The sequence below is a fragment of the Glaciimonas sp. GNP009 genome (genome assembly GCF_054343755.1).
The window spans coordinates 4,103,271-4,122,566 of record NZ_JBTGUV010000004.1 but is presented as its reverse complement, the minus strand read 5'-3'; the positions used below and the strand labels follow the sequence as shown (position 1 = coordinate 4,122,566).

The window sequence follows — 19,296 nt, the reverse complement described above, 5'->3', positions numbered from 1 at the left end:
CTGATGCTGTGTTTAGATCAGTGTTGTGCGTTGTCATAGGTTGATAAATACCAAAAATCATAAAAGTTAAACCACTGCAAAGGCGCTTTCAAACAATAGTGTTCCAGTCGCTTCGCATACGCGGCGGCCAGTTCATTCAATATTTGATTGCGATGTTTACGTGGCAAATGAATGGCATCCCGAAACAATTCAAAATGACATTGGGAACGGCTACCAATAGTCAACGTAAACAGCAAATAAACCGGACATTGCAATACGCTAGCCAAGACATAAGGACCAATAGGGAATGGGGCTGAGTTCCCAAGAAAGTTGGCATGGGCGACGCGTGGCTGCGGCGATACTGGAATGCGATCGCCAGCAATCGCCACAAACTCGCCTTGGGCCACCTTTTCTGCCAACAACATTGCCATGACGGGGGTCAGTTCAGTCACTTGCATCAGATTCAACTGACTATCCGGATCAAGCTTTGCCAGCAATCGGTTAAAAGCTTTCGCATGCTTGGTGTGGACCAAAACAGTAATACGCAAACCGCTGCGCTGCCGCGATAACACGCGACATAACTCTAAATTGCCAAGATGGGCGCAAATCAACAAGCCACCGCGCTTTGCCTCCAAATTATCCCGAATCAGCTCCTTCCCGGTGCTGGTGACGTCTTGGGTTTTAAACAATCCGCCCCATAGCAGCATTTTGTCCAGAATGCTTTCTGCAAACGCGCCAAAGTGCTGAAATACCCCGGATAAACCTGACTGAAGTTGCGCGTTATCATCAACCGAACCACATGCGCGCACCCGCCGCAAATAATCTTTTGAGGCATGGCGCGCTATCGGTTTGGTCGCCAGATAAAAACCGAGAATGGGGTATAACACCAATCGAAACGGCAAACGACCAGCGATACGATATAGCCAAAACATCAGACGCATGCCAACCACAAAACTGGATTCGTTAATCTGGGCCCAATGACGGTGCGCGCGCGTCATTGACCGCTCCGTCGGCGCGAAAACTTTCTCACCAGCAAAGTCGGCACACGCCATAACATGCCAAGAAACAACGTCGCGTGCATCCGAGAAATCAATAAATTATCTCTCACCAGACGAAAGTGAGAAACACCGTCACTCGGATAACCGACCTTGGTCGGAAAATTGACAATCTGCATGCCATCCCAATATAAACGCACAATGACGTCAGTATCGAAATCCATGTGTTGACCAAGTATTCTTTTATGTGACAAGGCTACAAATGGCGCGAGTGGATAGATCCGAAAACCACACATCGAATCTTTGATATCAAGCGATAACGTATTGATCCAAACCCATACGTGGGTCAGATAACGTCCGTAAAACCGCACCTTGGGCACACTATCGTCATACTGCGGCACACCGGCAATCAATGCATCTGGCCGTGCAGCAGATTGCGCTAAAAAGAGTGGAATATCATCCGTACAATGCTGTCCGTCTGCATCTATTTGTAGCCCATGCGTAAAGCCAGCTTGTGCCGCATGACGAACACCACTCACGACGGCTCCGCCCTTACCCCGATTTACGGCATGACGCAGCAGAATGATGTGGTCCGGATGCGCAGCAGCGAGCGTATCTAATACTGCAGCGCACTCCGCCGAACTGCCATCGTCGACCAATATACATGGCAGTTGGCACGACAGAATTGCCGCCACCACGTGACCGATTGCATGTGCGTGGTTATAAACTGGAATAATGGCACAAGGATTAAAGTCCACCGTAAAAATTTGCCGCGTGACGATATCTGACGCATCCATATTGGCAGTCGTTTTGATGTCTATATTTTGATCGGGGTTCTGATCGGGATTTTTTTGGTGACTCAAAGTCTGATGATTATTGTCATCCACCGAATCTCTACCATGTTGAGGCTGGTCCACTTTAGAAGTATTTCCAAACAGAATACGTCCGCTTGCGTGCTGACCAGCATCAGAGCTGAAACTAAACGTCAGAGAGGATTTTTGACTATCATGCTGAAGCCTCAGTTGCAGAACCTCTTCGGGCATGACTACGCGCTGGAATTTAAGGGCATGCATGCTCAAAAAACGCGGCGCTAAAGGTAAATATTCTCGTCCATACGCAATCGCCCAATCAACCTGAACCACACCTGGCAAAATAGGTGATCCGTCAAAATGACCATTAAAATAGAGAAGATCACGCGGAACAGTAAGTTCAAGCACGACGCGTGATTGCGCCAGATCCATTTCCAGCACGCGTACGTTTGGTTTTGTCACGGGACTCACCAACAACGCGTTCGATGATGGCGCATTCACGGTCTCGGCCGCAGCGGCCAATAACGCAGCACGCGTCGTCTTGCCCTGCGCGTTCAATGGGAGCGCGTCGAGATAGCGCCAGCTACGCGGCAGCGCGATCGACTCAATCGCATGGGCGATACTATCCCGTAGTCGTCGATTCAATAGTAATTTTCCCTGCTCGGCATAGAAAAGACGACCGGCATCCGACAGCACAACGAATGCGGCGATCTGCTGACGGCGCTGAAGCGGCCCTTCATCAAGCAATAAAACCCGTACGTCCGTCACCAGGCAAGATATCTTCAATTGTGACTCGATCATGTCTAGCGAAATACGCTTTTCTTCTACTTTCACAATACGATCAATTCGGCCTCTTAACAAAAACCGCATTTCATCAATTGCTTGTACCCGATCCGTCAAACTGAACCAATTCGCATCAGGCAGATGCGGCGAGCAAATTTCGAGGACTGATTCATCCGAACTGATACGCCACGTAATCTCAGGCATGACAGTCCAACTTTCATCCACTTGTGCAAGAGGATTGTCAATGAAATCGAAAGAACGTTGACGCCATCCTACACCGCCTGTTTCCGAACTTCCGTAGACCTCGATCGGCACATGCCCGAGAAACTGCGAGGCTATTTGTGCAGCATCTTGCGACAATGGTCCGCCAGAAGAAAAGACTGCACGCAATGAATGCAATAGCTCTGGTTGCATTGACGCCGGAATCCGTTTCAGATGCGCGGGACTGGAAATGAGTATTGCAGGCCGATCACCAGTGACGCGCAAGACTGGCAATAGCTCTTCTAAAAATGCAATTTGCCGTGCATGAATAGTGCGGCCAGTTGTCAGCGGCCACAACACTTTGAATAAAAGCCCATAAATATGTTGATGCGACACCGTAGCAATAACATGCGCATCGCCGATAGCGTCTCCAAATAAAGCTTCTAGCGTCGTGATTTCAGTTGATAGCTGGGATAATTTCTTAATAACCGCTTGCGGTTCGCCGGTACTACCCGACGTATAAATCACCAATCCCGAGAAATCAGGCGATAGCGTCTTGAAGCCATAATAGGAAGCGTCATCAATACGGTGCGGGAAAATCGATGACTCTGCAAGATTGACCGCTTCCAAGCCTGACCTTACTGGTAAATGCATTGACAACCGTATTGGGAGATAATCGTCTGGAAACTCGCCCACAAAACCATCCACAAGCGTCGCCAAGGCGGCACATGTTGCTGGCAATACATCACCTGCAAGATAAATGATTTTGTCCGCCTGCCAGGCACCTAATAATGCGCAGGAAAATTCGGCGCAATCTGTCAAATATAATGCAAAAGAAGCGCCCGAATCACGTGATAACGCGTTACGCCATGCATCAACCCGCGCCAAAAAGTAAGCACGATCGAGGCTCTCGCCATCGCGCCATGCGAATGGACGCGCCCTGTCCGTAGAGCTAATACCTACTTTTGGTGGCGCGCTTAATGGCGATAATAACGACAACAGATCGTTTGAACTAGACATTCTGTGGCCCAGATGACTGAAGTCTATGCCGACGTTTTAGCGCTATTCTGACCATATATTCACCCACAAACAAAAGCCCCATTGCAACGTAAGCAACTATGCCGTTATAAACGCTCCACACTGCTGGCGATGCCCAAAATGCCGTGATCAATGCTAACGAACCATTCACCACAAAAAAGCCACACCAGACCTGTGTGACACGGCGAGTATAAGCAATCGCAAAATCCGGTAACTGTGGGTCAGTTAGTCGCGCCATCCGCTCTATGATTGAAGGCGGTACGAAAAGACTATATCCAAAGACGCATAACATGCCTGCATTAACCAATACCGGATACAGTTTTAACGGTAACAACGCATTATTCCAAATCGCAACAGCAGCTAATAGCAATGCCGCGACCAAACACCAACGACTAACCTTACTTAATTTAACCATTGGCAGCCGGGTTGCAGCTGCGATGATTAATAGCAATGCAAGCGCGCGAGGCGAAACCCGTCCATGTCCGAACCAGATAACAAACGGATACAACAGCGTAATTACCACAGTCAGGATGGTCAACACCGTCCGCATCCAGGGTTGCATGAAACCTGAGAATAAGCGCGTCAATGAGCGTGGCAAAAGGCATGACACCAGGCGAGACAAGTAACTAGAAGAGAGGCCGGAAAAGAAGCGTTTTATTTTGTATCCTCTGCCAACAAAGCAACCACGGCATCAACGACATCCTGCACCGTGCGGACCGATTTAAATACATCCGGCTGCAATCGCTTTCCCGTAAATTGCTTCAGTTTGACCACCAGATCAACAGCATCAATACTATCAATATCCAGATCCGTGTATAAGTTGGCCTGCGGCGTGATGCTGGCTTTATCGATTTCAAACATATCGTGCAACACATCTACTACCCAAGCACCAATGTCTTCTTTCGTCATTGTCGCAGCTGCAGTTCCTGCCGTTGCCACTTTTATCGATGCCGTCATGTCACACCTTCATTTTTTTCTGTTGCTGGCAATCATCGCGGCTAATGCGCGTACCGAAGCAAAATGGTTACGCGTTTCCGCCGAATCTGCTGATAATGAAATACCGTAACGCTTCTGGATGGCAACCCCAAGTTCGAGTGCATCGATCGAGTCTAGTCCAAGTCCTTCACCAAACAATGGCGCATTCGTATCAATGTCTGCGGTTGTAATATCTTCAAGTTGCAATACATCGATAATGACTTGCTTTACCTCGTTTTCAAGCTGCTCCATCACATTGACTTTCTTTTATAAAATAATTCTGTAAATAAGCAGTTAAATGCCTTGCAGCCAACGTTTCACTTCCCGCCGTCTCAACAAAGGGTTGGACGTCGATATCTTCTTTTACCGCAATACTGAAATGTGCCATGGCTGATGGTACTTGCCACCATTTTTCTCCTTTTCCGAGAGTCGGTGGCGAACAACGAATGACGACCGGTGTCACGTTCGACAAACTGCGTACAGCAATATTTGCAGCACCACGTTTGAAGGCAATAGAACCGTCTGTCCGCGTTCCCTCTGGAAAAATAATCAAATTGCTCCCGCTCCGCAAAGAGGCGATACCGTCAGACAATAAACCCGTACCGGTATCATTTCGTATATAACCGGCGGCACGCGCTGATCCTCTGATAAAGTTGTTCTCCCAGAGTTGGCTTTTGAGCACGCAATCGGCATCCTTTACAAAGGCCATCAGGAACACGGTATCCATCAAAGTTGGATGATTTGCCAAGATCAGCAAACCTTGCCGTTGTAGTCGCTCCAGCCCACTAATTTCATAACGCAAAACGCCTAATATGCGCAACAACCTTATAAAAGTCCGAAACATCACGCGTATAATCTTGCGCGCTACCGATGCGCTTGATTCCGGCTTCTTGACGAAACTATTCATCAAGGGAAAAAAGATCAATCCCATCAACAATCCAACTACACCAAACACCAGAAAACTTAAGCCGGTTGCAGCAACGCGCCAAAAATGGTTCACGCGTTTGACAATTCTATTCACTGGTCACCATCGCGATTCGCCGTTGCTCCTGGTCGACACTGTATCGCCAAGACCAGCGGCGGTTGTCAACCAACCGAATCAACTCGTGATCTTGTCGTAATTGAAATGCCAATATATCCAGACCAGCTGGCTGAGGAACCTTCGCCATCACCAACTTAGTGATGTCGGTATTTTCCGCATTACGCCCACTATGCGTACTAAGACTATGACTAGCCGCAGATTCCCAAGTAAGAAATATCGTATCAGCGCCACGCTGCACGGTCGGTTGAATTAACCAAGCCCAGGCAAAGGGCTGATCTTCGCAATCCTTGAATTCACCGAACTCATCCGGTAACAGACCATCGTAGACCACCAACAATACTTCCGGCGCACCGTCAGCTAGCAATCCGCAAGCCTCAATCACCGCATGCTCGACGCCGCTATTACCTGCAGATAGAGCGCTATGACTTGCCTGATCGTGTCGCGCAATCGACAGCAAACCAGCGGTCGCGTTGTGCACCGACAAACTAAAGGAAGTCGGAGATAGCGGCACCTCTCGCACCAGATCTTGCAACAGTTCTACCGAACGTGCGCACTCGCCGTGCCGCGAACAAAACACTGTAGCAACGTCGGATCGCCCTTGTAGGCAGAGATATGCTACTTCAAGCGCCATCCTGCCGACAGATCCGGCGCGTCGACGCAGCATCGCTGGCATGGATAAAACCGGAGGCTCGGTGTCACCCTGAATCAGGGGGCAACGTTGCGCCCATTCGCGCCACTCAGCGTCGGTTTCTAGACCCGGTGCCCATGCTGCATGCGCTGCGATTGAAAATTGAACCCCATTGATTGCGCGGTCGCGACTCATTTTCATCATATTCCAACGCCGTTCCAGACCCAATATTATAAACAGCAACCTATTCGAACGGAGTTAAATCGACGATTACTTAAGTAATCGTCTTTAACTTCTGCACCTGAATAGAGCCTGAATATGTCATTTCAATCGATTAGCCTCTTCGCTTTGGATAACCTTCGGCAGTGATACGTTCCCAAACGGCTGTTTTCTCTTCATCATTCATAAAAACCCAGTGTGCGACTTCGTTAACAGTGCGCCCACACCCACGACATACGTCATCAAAAGTGGTGGAACAAACTGCAACACAAGGCGTATCGGGACGTTCCGGGCGAGACTCTGACATGCGAACCTTACTAGTAGATATTAAACTTATAATTAATATAGTGTCATGGTGTATCAGTTGTATGCTTTGTTTCCGTGACCTGACCCCGCATATTTTGCAAGAAAATATAATGGCGAAAAATCAATATTGAAAACTACTTCACTGAGGACACAATTCTATAACAGTCCGCGTCCGCGGTATCTCACAGAAAGCTCGGTTAAGTCACATGTCGGTCAAAAGCTGAATTAAATCAACATTCAGGCGTTCGGTACTTGACACGTAAACGAAAAAGGTCAGCATCTTTCGCAGGCATTCTGCGTTAATAATGCTGACCTTGCTCATACTAAACTGGCATGTGCGCCAACGATTAAGCGCCCGTGACTGATTTACAGATTAACTAAGAGCCTACTTTTTCCCTGATTTTGCATCACTTTTTTCATTAGCCATATTGCCTCCATCGATCACCGTTTGCTGTGCTTCCAGCGCACGAATACGATTCCGCAGAACCATTAACTCGTTACGCGCCGTTTGTTGCTTATTATTTAACGCCAGAGCTTGTTGACGCGCTTGATCTTGCTGCGCAGAAACTGTTTTCTCTTGCTGACGTTGAACAGCTAAATCATTTTGAAGTGCCAACAACCGGTTTTCCTGCCCTGAAATTAATTGCTCCGTATATTGCTTATCAGCCTCAAGCTTAATTCGACGAATATCTACCTCTGCCAGTTTTTCCGTTTGCCCCACAAAACTCTTATAGGTCTGCTCTGCCTGGACTTCGGAGGTCGTTTTAACTACTCTCCAAAAGTTTTTTTGTTGAAATAAAGCCACATAATAAGTGCGGTTATCAGACTTAAATAAAAGACTGGAGCCGTAATTGCCATTATAAGTAGTACGCAACTCACTAATACCCTGGCCCTGCATTAGTTGCTGCAATTCGCCGATAGTGCTGTTCGCAGTATCAATCGTTGGTGCCGCCGCCGTTGAGCCAGCTGCTGACGTCATAGTATTAGGCGACGTCGTTGCGCCCTGAGGGCGAGACGCCGACTGCGCCATTACATTGGTGGACAGTGCGGCAATAACCGCCACAATGCTCAGCCCACTTGCCGCACCGCCAACACATCGACCCATTACTTCACACACATTTAGGTTCATCCCTGTTTCCCTGTCATTGTTTATTGTTAATTGTTTCTTTTCAGCAATGATGATTGCCGCGTGAATTTTATTGCTTTTAAGCTTTACTTTTTAATTTATGTCCACTTTTGTACAATGATTTTTTAGCGGTATTCATTGCATTTTTTAGTAGCGCATCCATTATTCAATTTCACCAATTGCCTCAGTATCCGCAATCTGGAATTTACGCATCTTTTCCCACAATACTTTGCGGCTGATACCGATAGCGTGCGCAGTATCCTGACGTCGCCACCCATTTGCATCCAGGGCTGCCAGAATACGATTCCGTTCCGCCAACTCGCCCTTTTTACGTACCATCAACAGATCAGTGCCCTCATTGGTCCGCGCCAACGATCCCAGCATCGCAAATACGCGGTCGATGCGTATCCTGTCCCAACTTCCTAACTGACGATAAATGATCCCTATCCGTTCCGCGACATTTCGCAACTCGCGCACATTTCCGGCGAAGCTTGAGGTTGCGACCATTTCAAGTAACCAATCCGGGGACGGCGGAATTTCGTCATAAGTCTGAGCCAGCAGTGCGCTAAATATGGCGATTTTATCGACACTTCCACGCTCTTCCAGATTCGGCACGCGCAACTCGATAACAGCCAGCCTGTAATATAAATCGGCGCGAAACATATCCTGCTGAACCTGTTCCCGCAAATTGCGGTTGGTCGCTGCCACAAGCCTAAAATCCAACTTGATTTCGGTTTGGGAACCTAGTCTCGTAACCGTACTTTGCTCCAATACGCGTAATAGTTTAACCTGTTGATACAACGGTAAATCGCCAATTTCATCAAGGAAAAGCGTGCCGCCATCGGCCTGCTCAAAATACCCTTTGTGCGCCAATAAAGCGCCAGTAAACGCACCTTTTGCATGGCCAAAAAATAGCGATTCAAATAAACCATCGGGAATCGCTCCGCAATTGACTGCAACAAACGGGCCTTGCCGATACCGGCCATGACGCTGATGCAGTAACTGCGCAATGCGCTCCTTACCAACGCCGGTCTCGCCCATGATCAGGACACTCGACTCACAATCGGCAAATGCCTCAGCTTCAGCGACCAGCGCTTGCATACAGTCGGATTGCGCTATCAATGGCTGCAACTTACGATCCGGCTCGTTGCTGGCGTGCATTTCTGCTGCCAGTCGGAACACCAGCATGCGCAACTCAGCACAAGTAAAATCACGCATCAAAATGTGCGAATACTCGGTCGGATAAACACGTGGGTTAGCTGTCCGCACCACATCTGCAACCCAAATCACCGGCATGCAATGCGCTTTTTGCCAAGCCTCAGCAGAAAACTCTCCACGGTCAATTACCGTCACCGACATCACAGCAATCGATGGGCGCAACGACACCAGATCGCGCGAGATGGTCAAACCATCTGAGCGAATCACCTGGACATCAAAGCTACTAAGACAATGCGCGATTCGATCGGCAATATCCGACGTACCTTCCCACACATAGATGTCCAGGCTTTCTGGTAATAGTTTGTTTTCTATTTTCATTTACGCTCATCCATCCTTACTCTTTACTGCCAATTTTTGATGCATTATTTTGCACTCTCAACAAATCTTTGATGTCACCGAGCCGCTCATAAATATTAAATGCCAATATCCATAACTCACTCATCACACGCCACAACAACAGCGACAACAAGGTCCCGCCCAGCGCAAGTGACACCCGCCCGACACCGCCACTCGACCCGCCGCTATTGAAGCAACTCAACAAACCCCCGATGACGATCACCGCTATGCCTGCGCGATAAATAAACTTGATTAAATACGGCGCAATCAAATGTTCAAAACCAAACAGCAGAGATAGCTTTGAATACCCTTTTTTTGTTGTCACTGCATTCCCATTTTTTAATATAACGTTCTTAATAAACCAGCAGCAAATTGCCACACGTGACAGAGGACAACTTCAGTGTATTTTGTCCAACACCCAACCCGAGCAGCGAAAAAGTAGTGTCAAGCAAACCACCAACAGCAGACAAAATAGGATTTAACAGTCCTCCTAAACCACTCAGCACCACCGTCAAAAGCCCACTCAACAAACCCAAAGGATCAAGAATGTCGAGACCCACCTGAAATGTTCCCGGTTGAATGACGTTTCCCAATATGCTGCTCAAAGAAGAACCAACGATGACGCTACTTGGAAAAGGTGCATTTAAGGTCACAGTAGTCGGCTGCTGGTTTGCCACCTGCGCGTTGATACCCAGATTAATCAGTCCTGGAATAACGTCCACCCGATTTGCCTGATTTGATATTGAAGGACATGAATTTGGTGCGCTCGCATCAGTCTGTCCATTTGCCATACATACTTGCGCCACCCCCGGCTGCACCGAAAAAGTGGCGCTTTGAGGAGCCTTGCACTGCACGCTTGTAAGGGTCGCTTTGCCATAAGCAAGGTCAACATAGAGTGGAAGATTGACCGCCGATTTTCCTGGAATGATCGTCAAAGCCTGCACGTTTATAGCGAGTCGCATTTGGGCCGAAGTAGCGAATGTCGCAGGCGGACCGACACCACCAATAGCTATTTGCGGTGGTTGAATCAACTCTAACTTAATTCCCACTTTTCCTAGTGCGCCCAGGTCGACATTCGTACCAAGATTAATAAAATGTTGGCTATTAGCGACTTGCAAAGTCCCTACGTTTAACAAATCCAACACGTTAATTTGCGTATTCAGTGCTGAAACGCCATCCGCCGCACTGATGTTTAAAATCTTACCGATTGTCAACAGCGATCCGCCCAAAGTACCGGTCGTTAGCGCAGCGAGATCACTCACCGTTATGCTGGCCGCTTGCGCTGGAGAAAGCGCTTGGACCGATGCATTAACTAACTGCGCCAAAGATACCTGGGCGTTTAACACGTCGTTCAAATTTCCGACATTCAAGTTTAGATTTTTCAACACTTGTAACAAGGAGACTTGCGTATTGACTAGTCCGTTATACGTTACGGCACTCAGGCAAACATTGCTCCCGAGCAGTCCATTGATAAGCGGTGCCAACAGCGCGCTACTTCCGCTACATAACGACAGCAAACCGGTACCTAAAGAAAACGCAGCGACCGGATTCGATTGCGTCGCAACCGCTTGTGCGACCACAGACTGCGTGCCCAGACCAAAAAATCCTTTGACCTTAGAAGAAACAAGCACTTCGATCGCATTTGGATTAATACCGGATTTAGGCGTGCCGAAATTTTTCGATAAGGGCGCTTCATACGTCTGCACAGTTGTTAAGGCCGGTGTGGTCTGGGGATCCCAACGACCACAAGTTAATACAATAGCGTTGGACGAAGTATTTGGGGCGAGTAGGGAAAAATTATTAGACTGCGCATTCGCATTGGCTGCCAGACTCGCGGCATTGCAGCTAAGACCCGAATCAGAAAGTGCCTGAACACCGGCGAGTGCCGCCAAATCTGCGACCTTTTGTAAATCGCGCTTCTGGAAAAACAGATAACCGATATCTAATGCGGACAATAAAATGACAAAAATAGACAAGAAAATGGCGGCCATTATCACGATCCCGCCTTGCTGCCTGCGCACGCCACCAACCGCCCGCGCTGGCGACCAGCGGTATGGAACGTGAACAAAAGTCGGATCAAAAAATATAACCATGGAATAGTGACGTCGGATCGTTAAAATATCTGGATGCTATAAAAATTAGTTTGTCGTACTTTTGGCGACTTTTGCCTCAAAAAATTCAGGTAACGGATGCGTGAAACTATTCATGTAACGCTCCCAACTGGCCTCAGCGGTCACGCCCAGCATCGGAAGCTGCGAACCAGCAACACGTCCATCCACCTGCGCCTGCAATAGCGAACGTGTGACATCGCCGACTCTTGTTCTGGAGGGTTCTGGCTCCGGGCCTGAGGCTAATTCAGGCTGCGTGGATACTGGTGCTGCCGCCAAGGATGCATCAGCCGCGACTTGCGGATTCGGTGCAGGCGAATTGATGGTCGCTCCAGTTGTTTCCACGGCACTTGTTTGTGCCGGTACGATTGGCGCAGTCTTTCCGCCAGACTGCACCATCCGACCGGTTACCGGCGCATTGGTCTGCGCATGCAAGACAGGCAAAAAGACCATGGCAAGTAAAAGGAATAACACCCCATTCCGTGTCAGGCTGGGATTGTTGCTAGAAAGTTGGGAGATTCTCATTTTTTGCCTTTTGTTGGTATAGCCGACAAGTAAAGTGTCAATATTAGTGATGGTTCCACGCGGTTAAGCGTTAAGACGCCCATCCGGCAAAGGGTTAACTACCGCTATTAAAACGATCCAGCATCGTCTGAAATCGGTTCGTCGGCCCCATCGGCACCACCGCTACAGGACGAACCGCTGGCGCGGGACGCTGGGGAATACTTGCGGCTACCGGTGGCCGCGTATTTTTAATCTGCTCAGCCAATTTAGTGATTTTAGTGCGACTGTCGGGCGACAATTTAGCGCGTTCCATCACTGAACGGGCCTTGCTACTATCACCAGATACGAGCAAAAGCAACGCTAGGTTAGCGATGATCTTCCGATTATCCGGAGCCAATTCAGCAGCTTGCGCCAGCGGCACGCGCGCATTACTGGTATCGCCGCTACGCAGATAGGCATAGCCGAGATCGCTCAACATAATGGGATTAATTGGCTCAAGTTTTGACGCTGCCATAAACAACGGCACAGCGGCCGCATAATTGCCGTTTTGAGCGGCCAATAACCCCAAACCATGCCAGGCTGCAGCCGCTTCAGGGGTTTTTAACAATTCGCGATAGGTCACTTCAGCAACCTCGCCTTGCCTCGTCTCTCTTAATGCGTCAGCGCGCAGGCGCTCCACATCAGCCGCTTTTCCATATTGCTGTTCGTAAGCATCGATGTGCGCCAGCGACGCAAAGTACAAACCCTCGGTCTGCATCTGTCGGATCAGGCCAATGTACATCCCTTTGTTATCTGGTTTGGCTGGTTTATTTTCTGCTTCCTGGCGCAATTGTGCGGCTTCGTTCTGTTGTGCATAAAGACGGGCCGCAGAATCAGTAGCACAACCTGAAACACTCATGACCAATACAAATAAAGGACATATAAAAAATGCCAATAGACCTTGCCGATCAACACTAGATAACGAATCAGATTGGATTTTCATAAATTTCCCGACATTTTTGTCAAAGCACGGATTACTGCCAGAAAACCGACTCCGCCGGTAATCACTAGCAATCCAGGCAGCAGCGTCAGTACCATCACCCCGGTCATCTTGATCGTGACTTTGCCGACGCGCTCTTTCATATCCAATTTACGTTGCTCCCGAATACGCTCACTAAACAGCTTGAGCGGTTCCTGAACTGCACCGCCATGATGCTCAACCTGAACAATCAGACGACCAACCGATTGCAAATCCGCATTATCAAATACGGTTGAAAAGCGCCGCATGGATTGTTCCCGCGTGCGACCGGCTCGATACTGACTCGCAGCAATCGCAATTTCATCGCCCAGAATATTGAGCACATTGCTGAACTCGGTTTCGATGACATGCAGGCTCTGATCAACCGACAAGCCAACACCTTGCAGTAATCGGAGCAGATCGATTAACAGTGGCAACTCTTCTGCCGCCTTACGACGGCGCTCTTGCGCGACCCGTTGCATGACCCACTTTGGTAACATGTAACCGATTGCCAGACCAAAAAAAACAATCAGCAACAAACGCCACCAGCTTCCGTTCTCCAATAAACCATAACCGATTAGGGGCAAAAGAATTGCCAACACAACCCGCGCCGCAAAAAATAGTGCCTGACCTTGCTTGTCGTTGACACCGCATTGATCTAAAAGATGCCGATCTTCCTCTGCAACCAATTGCCGGCCAAACGGCGTATCAACCCATTCGGCGGAAAGCGCCACGATTCGATCTCGCCACGGAAGAGATTCCCGTTCGACCGACAATCCGCTCGCAGCGCGGTTTTGTGCAGCGATCTTCTGATCAATCGTGCTCAGATTTTGCTTAAGCCGCCACACACGCCCAAACATTGCTCCGCCAATGAGGAACAGCGCAACTGCGATCAGTAAGACCGCCAGAAAAATCAATGTATGTTGTGTAGTGCTCAACGTTATCCCCTTATTTCCTTGCAGCGTTCACATGGATTTGGCTAATCGATACAGCCAAAATCCACCTGTTATTTGCAGCAATACCGCACCAATTAACATTTTCTTTCCGACCGGGTCATGCCACATTCCGACAAACATATCGTTATTAAATATCACCAGAAAAATACCAATACCGACAGGCATGATGCCCATAATCCATGCCGATAACCGGATCTCGGTTGACAATGCAGACAACTCATTCTGTGCATGCTCCAGATCGCGCATAAACGCTGCCATCCGGTCAAGCACCTGATCCGATCTGCCGCCAAAACGACCAGCGACACCAATCACCGTCGCCACCAGTTCCAATTCCTTAAAGCGAAAAATCTGGGCTTCCTTGCGCAAGGCGTACTCAAGATCGACGCCTGCCTGGACTTGCCAATTCGCACGGTCCAACACCACTCGAATGGGGCCATCAGCGCTCACAATCGCCGTTTGAAATGCGGAGCCAATACTATTTCCGATGGTCACCAGACGCACTAACGTATCCAGAAATCCCGGCAATTGCCGGATCATCGTGCGCTGTAACTTGGCTGTCCTGCGCCAAAAATTAAATCGTACCAAAAGCACATACAGCATCAGCGTTCCCACGAAGGAAAAAAATCCACCAAGCACCATCGCGAGTATGGCCAACGCCAATCCGGGTATGGTTATCTGAATGAACAGTTTTCTCGAAGAACTCTGTATTCCTGCGCGTAACAAAAAATGCCGCAATACTTCTGTTTGCAAATGCCGTTGCGCGACTTCCGGCGTGATCGCCACCGCTGCCGCAATTTGCTGTCTTCCCTGGATTTGCTGATTCACAAACGCGGCGCTGAGGTCTTGGCGCGAACGTCCCTCCGCTTGTTGCCACAACCAGATAGCAGCGCCTGCCAATAACAGCGCGACGGTGATCAGCCAGAGCGTCAGATGCATATTTAGCGCCTTACCGGCAAGCCACTACCGGGACTAGTGAGATTGGAAGTGCTTTTGCCGGTTTGCTGCCCCAACTGCCGCTGACGTTGTAACTTTGGAGAGTGTGGAAAAATACCCAGCGAGACCCAACGATCCGCCTCATCGCCATCCGGTGCAATAAAGCTCTCGTGACGATAAAGTTCTTGTAGCGTAATCATGTTATCGCCCACTCCAGTGACCTCAGTGACCGAAACTATCCGACGACGACCATTCGACAGGCGACCAATTTGCACTATGAAATCGAGCGCACCAGCAATCTGGCGCCGCAAACTTGTTTCACTACCCTGGAAGCCAGCAAAACCTGCCAACATCTCAATCCGGTATAAACACTCACGCGGAGAATTGGCATGGATAGTACCCATTGACCCATCGTGCCCGGTATTCATTGCCTGTAGCATTTCCAGCACTTCAGCGCCGCGTACTTCGCCGACAATAATCCGATCAGGCCGCATACGCAGACTGTTACGAATCAAATCACGAATACTCACTAGACCGCTGCCCTCAAAGCCACCAAGACGCGACTCCAGGCGCACGACGTGGGGATGGTTCAGACATAATTCAGCTGTATCTTCCACCGTCACGACCCGTTCGTTTTCGGGAATAAAAAATGCCAGCGCATTTAGCAAAGAGGTCTTCCCCGAACTGGTGCCGCCCGAGACCAAAATATTGCAGCGCGCCTTCACCGCATTTTCGAGCAGTGTGTAGATCTCCTCGTTCATCGTGCCTAGGCCGAGTAAATCGGTGGGCTTCAACGGTTCTTTACGAAATTTCCGTATCGATACCATCGGACCGTCCACCGACAACGGTTCAATCACCACGTTCAGGCGTCCACCATCCGGCAAGCGTGCATCAACCATTGGATTAGACTCATCCAGGCGACGCCCTAACGGGGCCAAGATGCGTCGGACGATCCGTAACAAATGCGCATTATCGGTAAAGCGCAAAGTCTCACGCTGCAAAATGCCGTTACGCGAGACGAAAACATCGTTATATCCATTGATCAGAATATCCTCGACCGAGACATCGGCCAACAGATCCTCAAGCGGTCCAAGCCCGGCCAGTTCCTTGGTCAACGCGTCCGATATCTGACGGACTTCGCTTTCGTTTAACGGTATACGCTGCAAGCGCACAAAACCATCAACATCCAGATTGACGAATTGTTGAATCGCGCTACGGGACCAACGTCCAAACTCTGCCCCTAACTCCTCTATTCGGGTCAGCAGGTGATCGTAGGCGGCAGTCTTTATGTCCTGAAATTCTTGTGTGCTGGAAAAAGCCTGGTCGTCGTCCGCGAATTCTATCTGGTTACTCACGTCTTTCTCTCCCATCTATTATTTACGGCTATTACATTAGTATTTATCATCAGGTTCTTTCATCCAACAGGTCTTTAAAGACTGTTTAGCACGCCTATTTTCGCTGCAGCATTTTGGGTATCCAGCGCCCCAAGCCTTGTCTTGGCCGCTGTGGAGCGTCGGCAAGAGGATCGATCAATTCATCAACCAAGCCTTCGATTGCCTTTACGTAATTATCTTGCGGCGCTACTTCGTGTAAGAGCTTTCCGCGATTCGCACTGGATAGCAGTTTCCGCGTTCGCTCTGGCAATACCGCCAATAATGGAAGTCCGAAACGCTCGGCAATCTGCATTGCGCCCATACCGAAACGTTCGTCATATCGGCTGACCACTAGTTGTCTTTTATTGTCGCCTGGCAAAGGCTCTCCCAAAATGGTCAACGTGTCTGCAAGAGAAACCAGGGCGCCAACACTTTGATCTGTCACCAGCCATACATGATCGGAAGCACCGGTAAGATTGGTAATGAACTCCTGATTCGAGAACCCACCCAGATCGGTAATAAGTACATCAAAATAGGTACGCAGCCGATCAAGCAATTCCAACGCGTCGTGATGCGACACGGTACGCATTTCGCTTAGATTAAAAGGTAATGAAATCACCGTAACACCACCTGGGCTACGTGCTAAAGCAGTATGGACAAGCGTCTCATCTAGACGACGAAGATTGCGTACCGCTTCCGCGAAGTCAAAATTGCCGTGCGTGCTTAAATATAATTTGCCATCACCGGCTGGCAATCCCAAATCAAGAAGCGCAACCCGGCTGGCCACCGCACCGGTCTTGCTACCGCTGCGAGATTGGACTCTACGCTGAAAAATATCTGCAAGATGCACCGCCAACGTGCTGGAACCGACTCCCGGGCGCGCCCCAAGCAAGGTCACCAGTTGCCCCCGTTTGATCGGCACCGGTATCAGTGCCGCTGACGTAGATAAAACACGCTGGACCACCTCGCGCGCCTCATCCGATGGTGCAGTAATATCAATGAAGTCACTAAGGCCCGCCCGCCAGGCAGCAATTGCCCCTTCAGGAAAAGCCATCGTCCCTATCGCCACTAATGGTAAATTTGGCGCAGCTAATTTTAATGCGTGCGCCAACTCGACGGCTCGGGCAATCGCACCGACACTATTCTCTGATCGTAAAAAAGCAGGATCTTCCGGCGCGCCATGTCCAGAAAAATCAAGTAGTACGAGTAGGGGATTGAGTTCTATTACTCGTGGCAAAAGCACGGCCAGATCGGAGCGCTCTTGCCATAACGCTCCCCACTTTCCGAGTGTATTGCCAAGCCATTCTGCTTGCTCATTATTTTCCGAGCACAGCACAAAGCGACTTAATTCGGTCACGCTATTGGCGGCTGGGTTACGAGCGTTCATTGTGGAGTCCAAAAATCCCCTCCTTACTTCGAAAATCCGGGCACTTCGTCTGCGCCAGCGCTCCCTAACAGATAGCTACCCCAAGCAGTGCCGGGAGTATTAAGGCGCTCCTGTTCGCCACCAGGTAACGGCAAAGGTACATTCTTTGCGATCGCCTTGACCAAATGAGGAGTGACGATAATTACAAGTTCTTTCTCGTCCTGGCTATAACTTAAATTCCGGAAAAAACTTCCGATAATCGGCAAATCACCGAGAAGAGGAATTTTGTTAACGCTCGATTTAGTCGTGCGAGAAACCAGACCGCCGATAATAAAACTCTCTCCATCACCGAGCTCAACCGTGGTGTCAGCACGACGCGTTGTAATCGCCGGAATCGAAACACCCGACAACACGATGGCGTTGCTATAGTCAATTTCACTGGCTTCCGGTGCGACTTTCAACGCAATGCGGTCTTTTGAAATAATGGTTGGCGACACCGTCAAACCGATCCCGAATGGCTTATAAACAATCGTGGTGGTTCCCAATCCTCCGGCCTGCGGAATTGGCAACTCTCCACCAGCCAAAAAGCTGGCACTTTGCCCCGACAAGGCCGTCAGTGAAGGCTCAGCGAGAACCCGTGCGAGACCATTCCCTTCGATCAATCGCAATTTATTGCTCAAGGTATAGCTACCATGAGAAACAGAGCTAAGTAAACTGAACGCCGATGAGGTCGCCGACAATCCACCATTGGAAGCCAGATCACTACCCAATTGAAAATTGAAATTTCCGCGCGTCACGCCAAGAGAAAAATCGAAACCGATTTCTTTTAATACTTTCTTGCTAAACTCGACAATTTTGACGTCAATCTGCACCACGCCGCCGCTATCAATGGTCGACAGATCGACAACCTTCCCTTTGCCAACCGCATCGGTGGCTGCTGCAACGCTACTGGAATGCGTCCGCATTGATGATGCTTGTCCGCTGATGACGGCAGTGTTACCGCGTACTTTTACATCAGCGCCGCCATTCCCTGCAAGTGCTGCCTGCAGATCGCCTAATACTTTGACGCGCCAAATAGTGGGCGCTAGACCTTTTGACCAGACCGTGACGGTCGTGCTTCCAGGTTTTTTACCGGCCAGAATGACGCTGCCGCTCTTCCCGCCGGAACCGCGCACCATCAACACATCAGCAACTTCTGCATCGGCAACAGAAATACGTTCAAGGGTGCCATTCACGTTCAAACTCTGCTGCTCGCGCACGCCGAGTGAAATGTCTCTAGTCGCCGCCGCTGAAAGCAGCGGGAGCACAATTGCGGTTAGCACTAAAGGTAAAATTAGTGTGAGTATTTTCATAACTTGTATCTACTTTATTATTGATCTGGATACTAACAATCACACAGGCCAT

The 19,296-nt window shown here is 49.3% G+C and carries 19 protein-coding genes; all 19 read right to left on the bottom strand.

Annotated elements, in window-relative coordinates:
* Window positions 1–17 precede the first annotated feature (17 nt).
* Complete coding sequence (locus ACXX82_RS19080) at window positions 18–977, bottom strand: lysophospholipid acyltransferase family protein (protein ID WP_322237393.1); 960 nt, start codon at window positions 975–977, stop codon at window positions 18–20.
* Window positions 974–3,787, bottom strand: coding sequence for an ApeI family dehydratase (locus ACXX82_RS19075; RefSeq protein ID WP_458563488.1), 2,814 nt, complete (start codon window positions 3,785–3,787; stop codon window positions 974–976). The genes ACXX82_RS19080 and ACXX82_RS19075 overlap by 4 nt, the downstream gene beginning before the upstream one ends.
* Window positions 3,780–4,367 carry a COG4648 family protein gene (locus ACXX82_RS19070; protein WP_323507106.1) on the bottom strand — a complete coding sequence of 196 codons (588 nt, stop codon included), beginning with the start codon at window positions 4,365–4,367 and terminating at the stop codon, window positions 3,780–3,782. The genes ACXX82_RS19075 and ACXX82_RS19070 overlap by 8 nt, the downstream gene beginning before the upstream one ends.
* Before the next feature lie 92 nt (window positions 4,368–4,459).
* Window positions 4,460–4,762 carry an acyl carrier protein gene (locus ACXX82_RS19065; protein WP_458563487.1) on the bottom strand — a complete coding sequence of 101 codons (303 nt, stop codon included), beginning with the start codon at window positions 4,760–4,762 and terminating at the stop codon, window positions 4,460–4,462.
* A 9-nt stretch (window positions 4,763–4,771) separates the two neighbouring features.
* Window positions 4,772–5,032 carry a phosphopantetheine-binding protein gene (locus ACXX82_RS19060; RefSeq protein WP_322237384.1) on the bottom strand — a complete coding sequence of 87 codons (261 nt, stop codon included), beginning with the start codon at window positions 5,030–5,032 and terminating at the stop codon, window positions 4,772–4,774.
* Window positions 5,019–5,801, bottom strand: a complete 783-nt coding sequence (locus ACXX82_RS19055; RefSeq protein ID WP_322237382.1) for a lysophospholipid acyltransferase family protein — start codon at window positions 5,799–5,801, stop codon at window positions 5,019–5,021. Before ACXX82_RS19055 ends, ACXX82_RS19060 begins: the two co-directional genes overlap by 14 nt.
* Window positions 5,794–6,654, bottom strand: coding sequence for a beta-ketoacyl synthase chain length factor (locus ACXX82_RS19050; RefSeq protein ID WP_458563486.1), 861 nt, complete (start codon window positions 6,652–6,654; stop codon window positions 5,794–5,796). The genes ACXX82_RS19055 and ACXX82_RS19050 overlap by 8 nt, the downstream gene beginning before the upstream one ends.
* Before the next feature lie 130 nt (window positions 6,655–6,784).
* Complete coding sequence (locus ACXX82_RS19045) at window positions 6,785–6,976, bottom strand: DUF1289 domain-containing protein (protein WP_322237375.1); 192 nt, start codon at window positions 6,974–6,976, stop codon at window positions 6,785–6,787.
* Window positions 6,977–7,360: 384 nt separating this feature from the next.
* Complete coding sequence (locus ACXX82_RS19040) at window positions 7,361–8,104, bottom strand: DUF2968 domain-containing protein (RefSeq protein WP_323507109.1); 744 nt, start codon at window positions 8,102–8,104, stop codon at window positions 7,361–7,363.
* Between the two features lie 159 nt (window positions 8,105–8,263).
* On the bottom strand, window positions 8,264–9,631 hold the full coding sequence (locus ACXX82_RS19035) for a sigma 54-interacting transcriptional regulator (RefSeq protein ID WP_416186873.1): 1,368 nt from the start codon (window positions 9,629–9,631) through the stop codon (window positions 8,264–8,266).
* A gap of 22 nt (window positions 9,632–9,653) precedes the next feature.
* On the bottom strand, window positions 9,654–9,980 hold the full coding sequence (locus ACXX82_RS19030; protein WP_322237369.1) for a DUF4282 domain-containing protein: 327 nt from the start codon (window positions 9,978–9,980) through the stop codon (window positions 9,654–9,656).
* Window positions 9,981–10,008: 28 nt separating this feature from the next.
* Entirely contained in the window at window positions 10,009–11,748 is a 1,740-nt protein-coding gene (locus tag ACXX82_RS19025; RefSeq protein ID WP_458563485.1) for a pilus assembly protein TadG-related protein, read from the bottom strand.
* A 45-nt stretch (window positions 11,749–11,793) separates the two neighbouring features.
* Window positions 11,794–12,288, bottom strand: a complete 495-nt coding sequence (locus ACXX82_RS19020; protein ID WP_323507111.1) for a DUF3613 domain-containing protein — start codon at window positions 12,286–12,288, stop codon at window positions 11,794–11,796.
* A 94-nt stretch (window positions 12,289–12,382) separates the two neighbouring features.
* Window positions 12,383–13,249: a tetratricopeptide repeat protein gene (locus ACXX82_RS19015; protein ID WP_323507112.1), complete on the bottom strand. Its 867-nt coding sequence runs from the start codon at window positions 13,247–13,249 to the stop codon at window positions 12,383–12,385.
* On the bottom strand, window positions 13,246–14,202 hold the full coding sequence (locus ACXX82_RS19010; RefSeq protein WP_458563484.1) for a type II secretion system F family protein: 957 nt from the start codon (window positions 14,200–14,202) through the stop codon (window positions 13,246–13,248). The genes ACXX82_RS19015 and ACXX82_RS19010 overlap by 4 nt, the downstream gene beginning before the upstream one ends.
* A gap of 27 nt (window positions 14,203–14,229) precedes the next feature.
* Entirely contained in the window at window positions 14,230–15,156 is a 927-nt protein-coding gene (locus ACXX82_RS19005; protein ID WP_458563483.1) for a type II secretion system F family protein, read from the bottom strand.
* A 2-nt stretch (window positions 15,157–15,158) separates the two neighbouring features.
* Window positions 15,159–16,508 (bottom strand): TadA family conjugal transfer-associated ATPase, encoded by a 1,350-nt coding sequence (locus tag ACXX82_RS19000; RefSeq protein WP_458563482.1) that lies wholly within the window; start codon window positions 16,506–16,508, stop codon window positions 15,159–15,161.
* Between the two features lie 94 nt (window positions 16,509–16,602).
* On the bottom strand, window positions 16,603–17,913 hold the full coding sequence (locus ACXX82_RS18995) for a pilus assembly protein CpaE (protein ID WP_458563481.1): 1,311 nt from the start codon (window positions 17,911–17,913) through the stop codon (window positions 16,603–16,605).
* A 23-nt stretch (window positions 17,914–17,936) separates the two neighbouring features.
* The gene (locus ACXX82_RS18990) at window positions 17,937–19,244 is read right to left on the bottom strand and encodes a type II and III secretion system protein family protein (protein ID WP_458563480.1); all 1,308 of its coding nucleotides are present in this window, start codon (window positions 19,242–19,244) and stop codon (window positions 17,937–17,939) included.
* Window positions 19,245–19,296 lie beyond the last annotated feature (52 nt).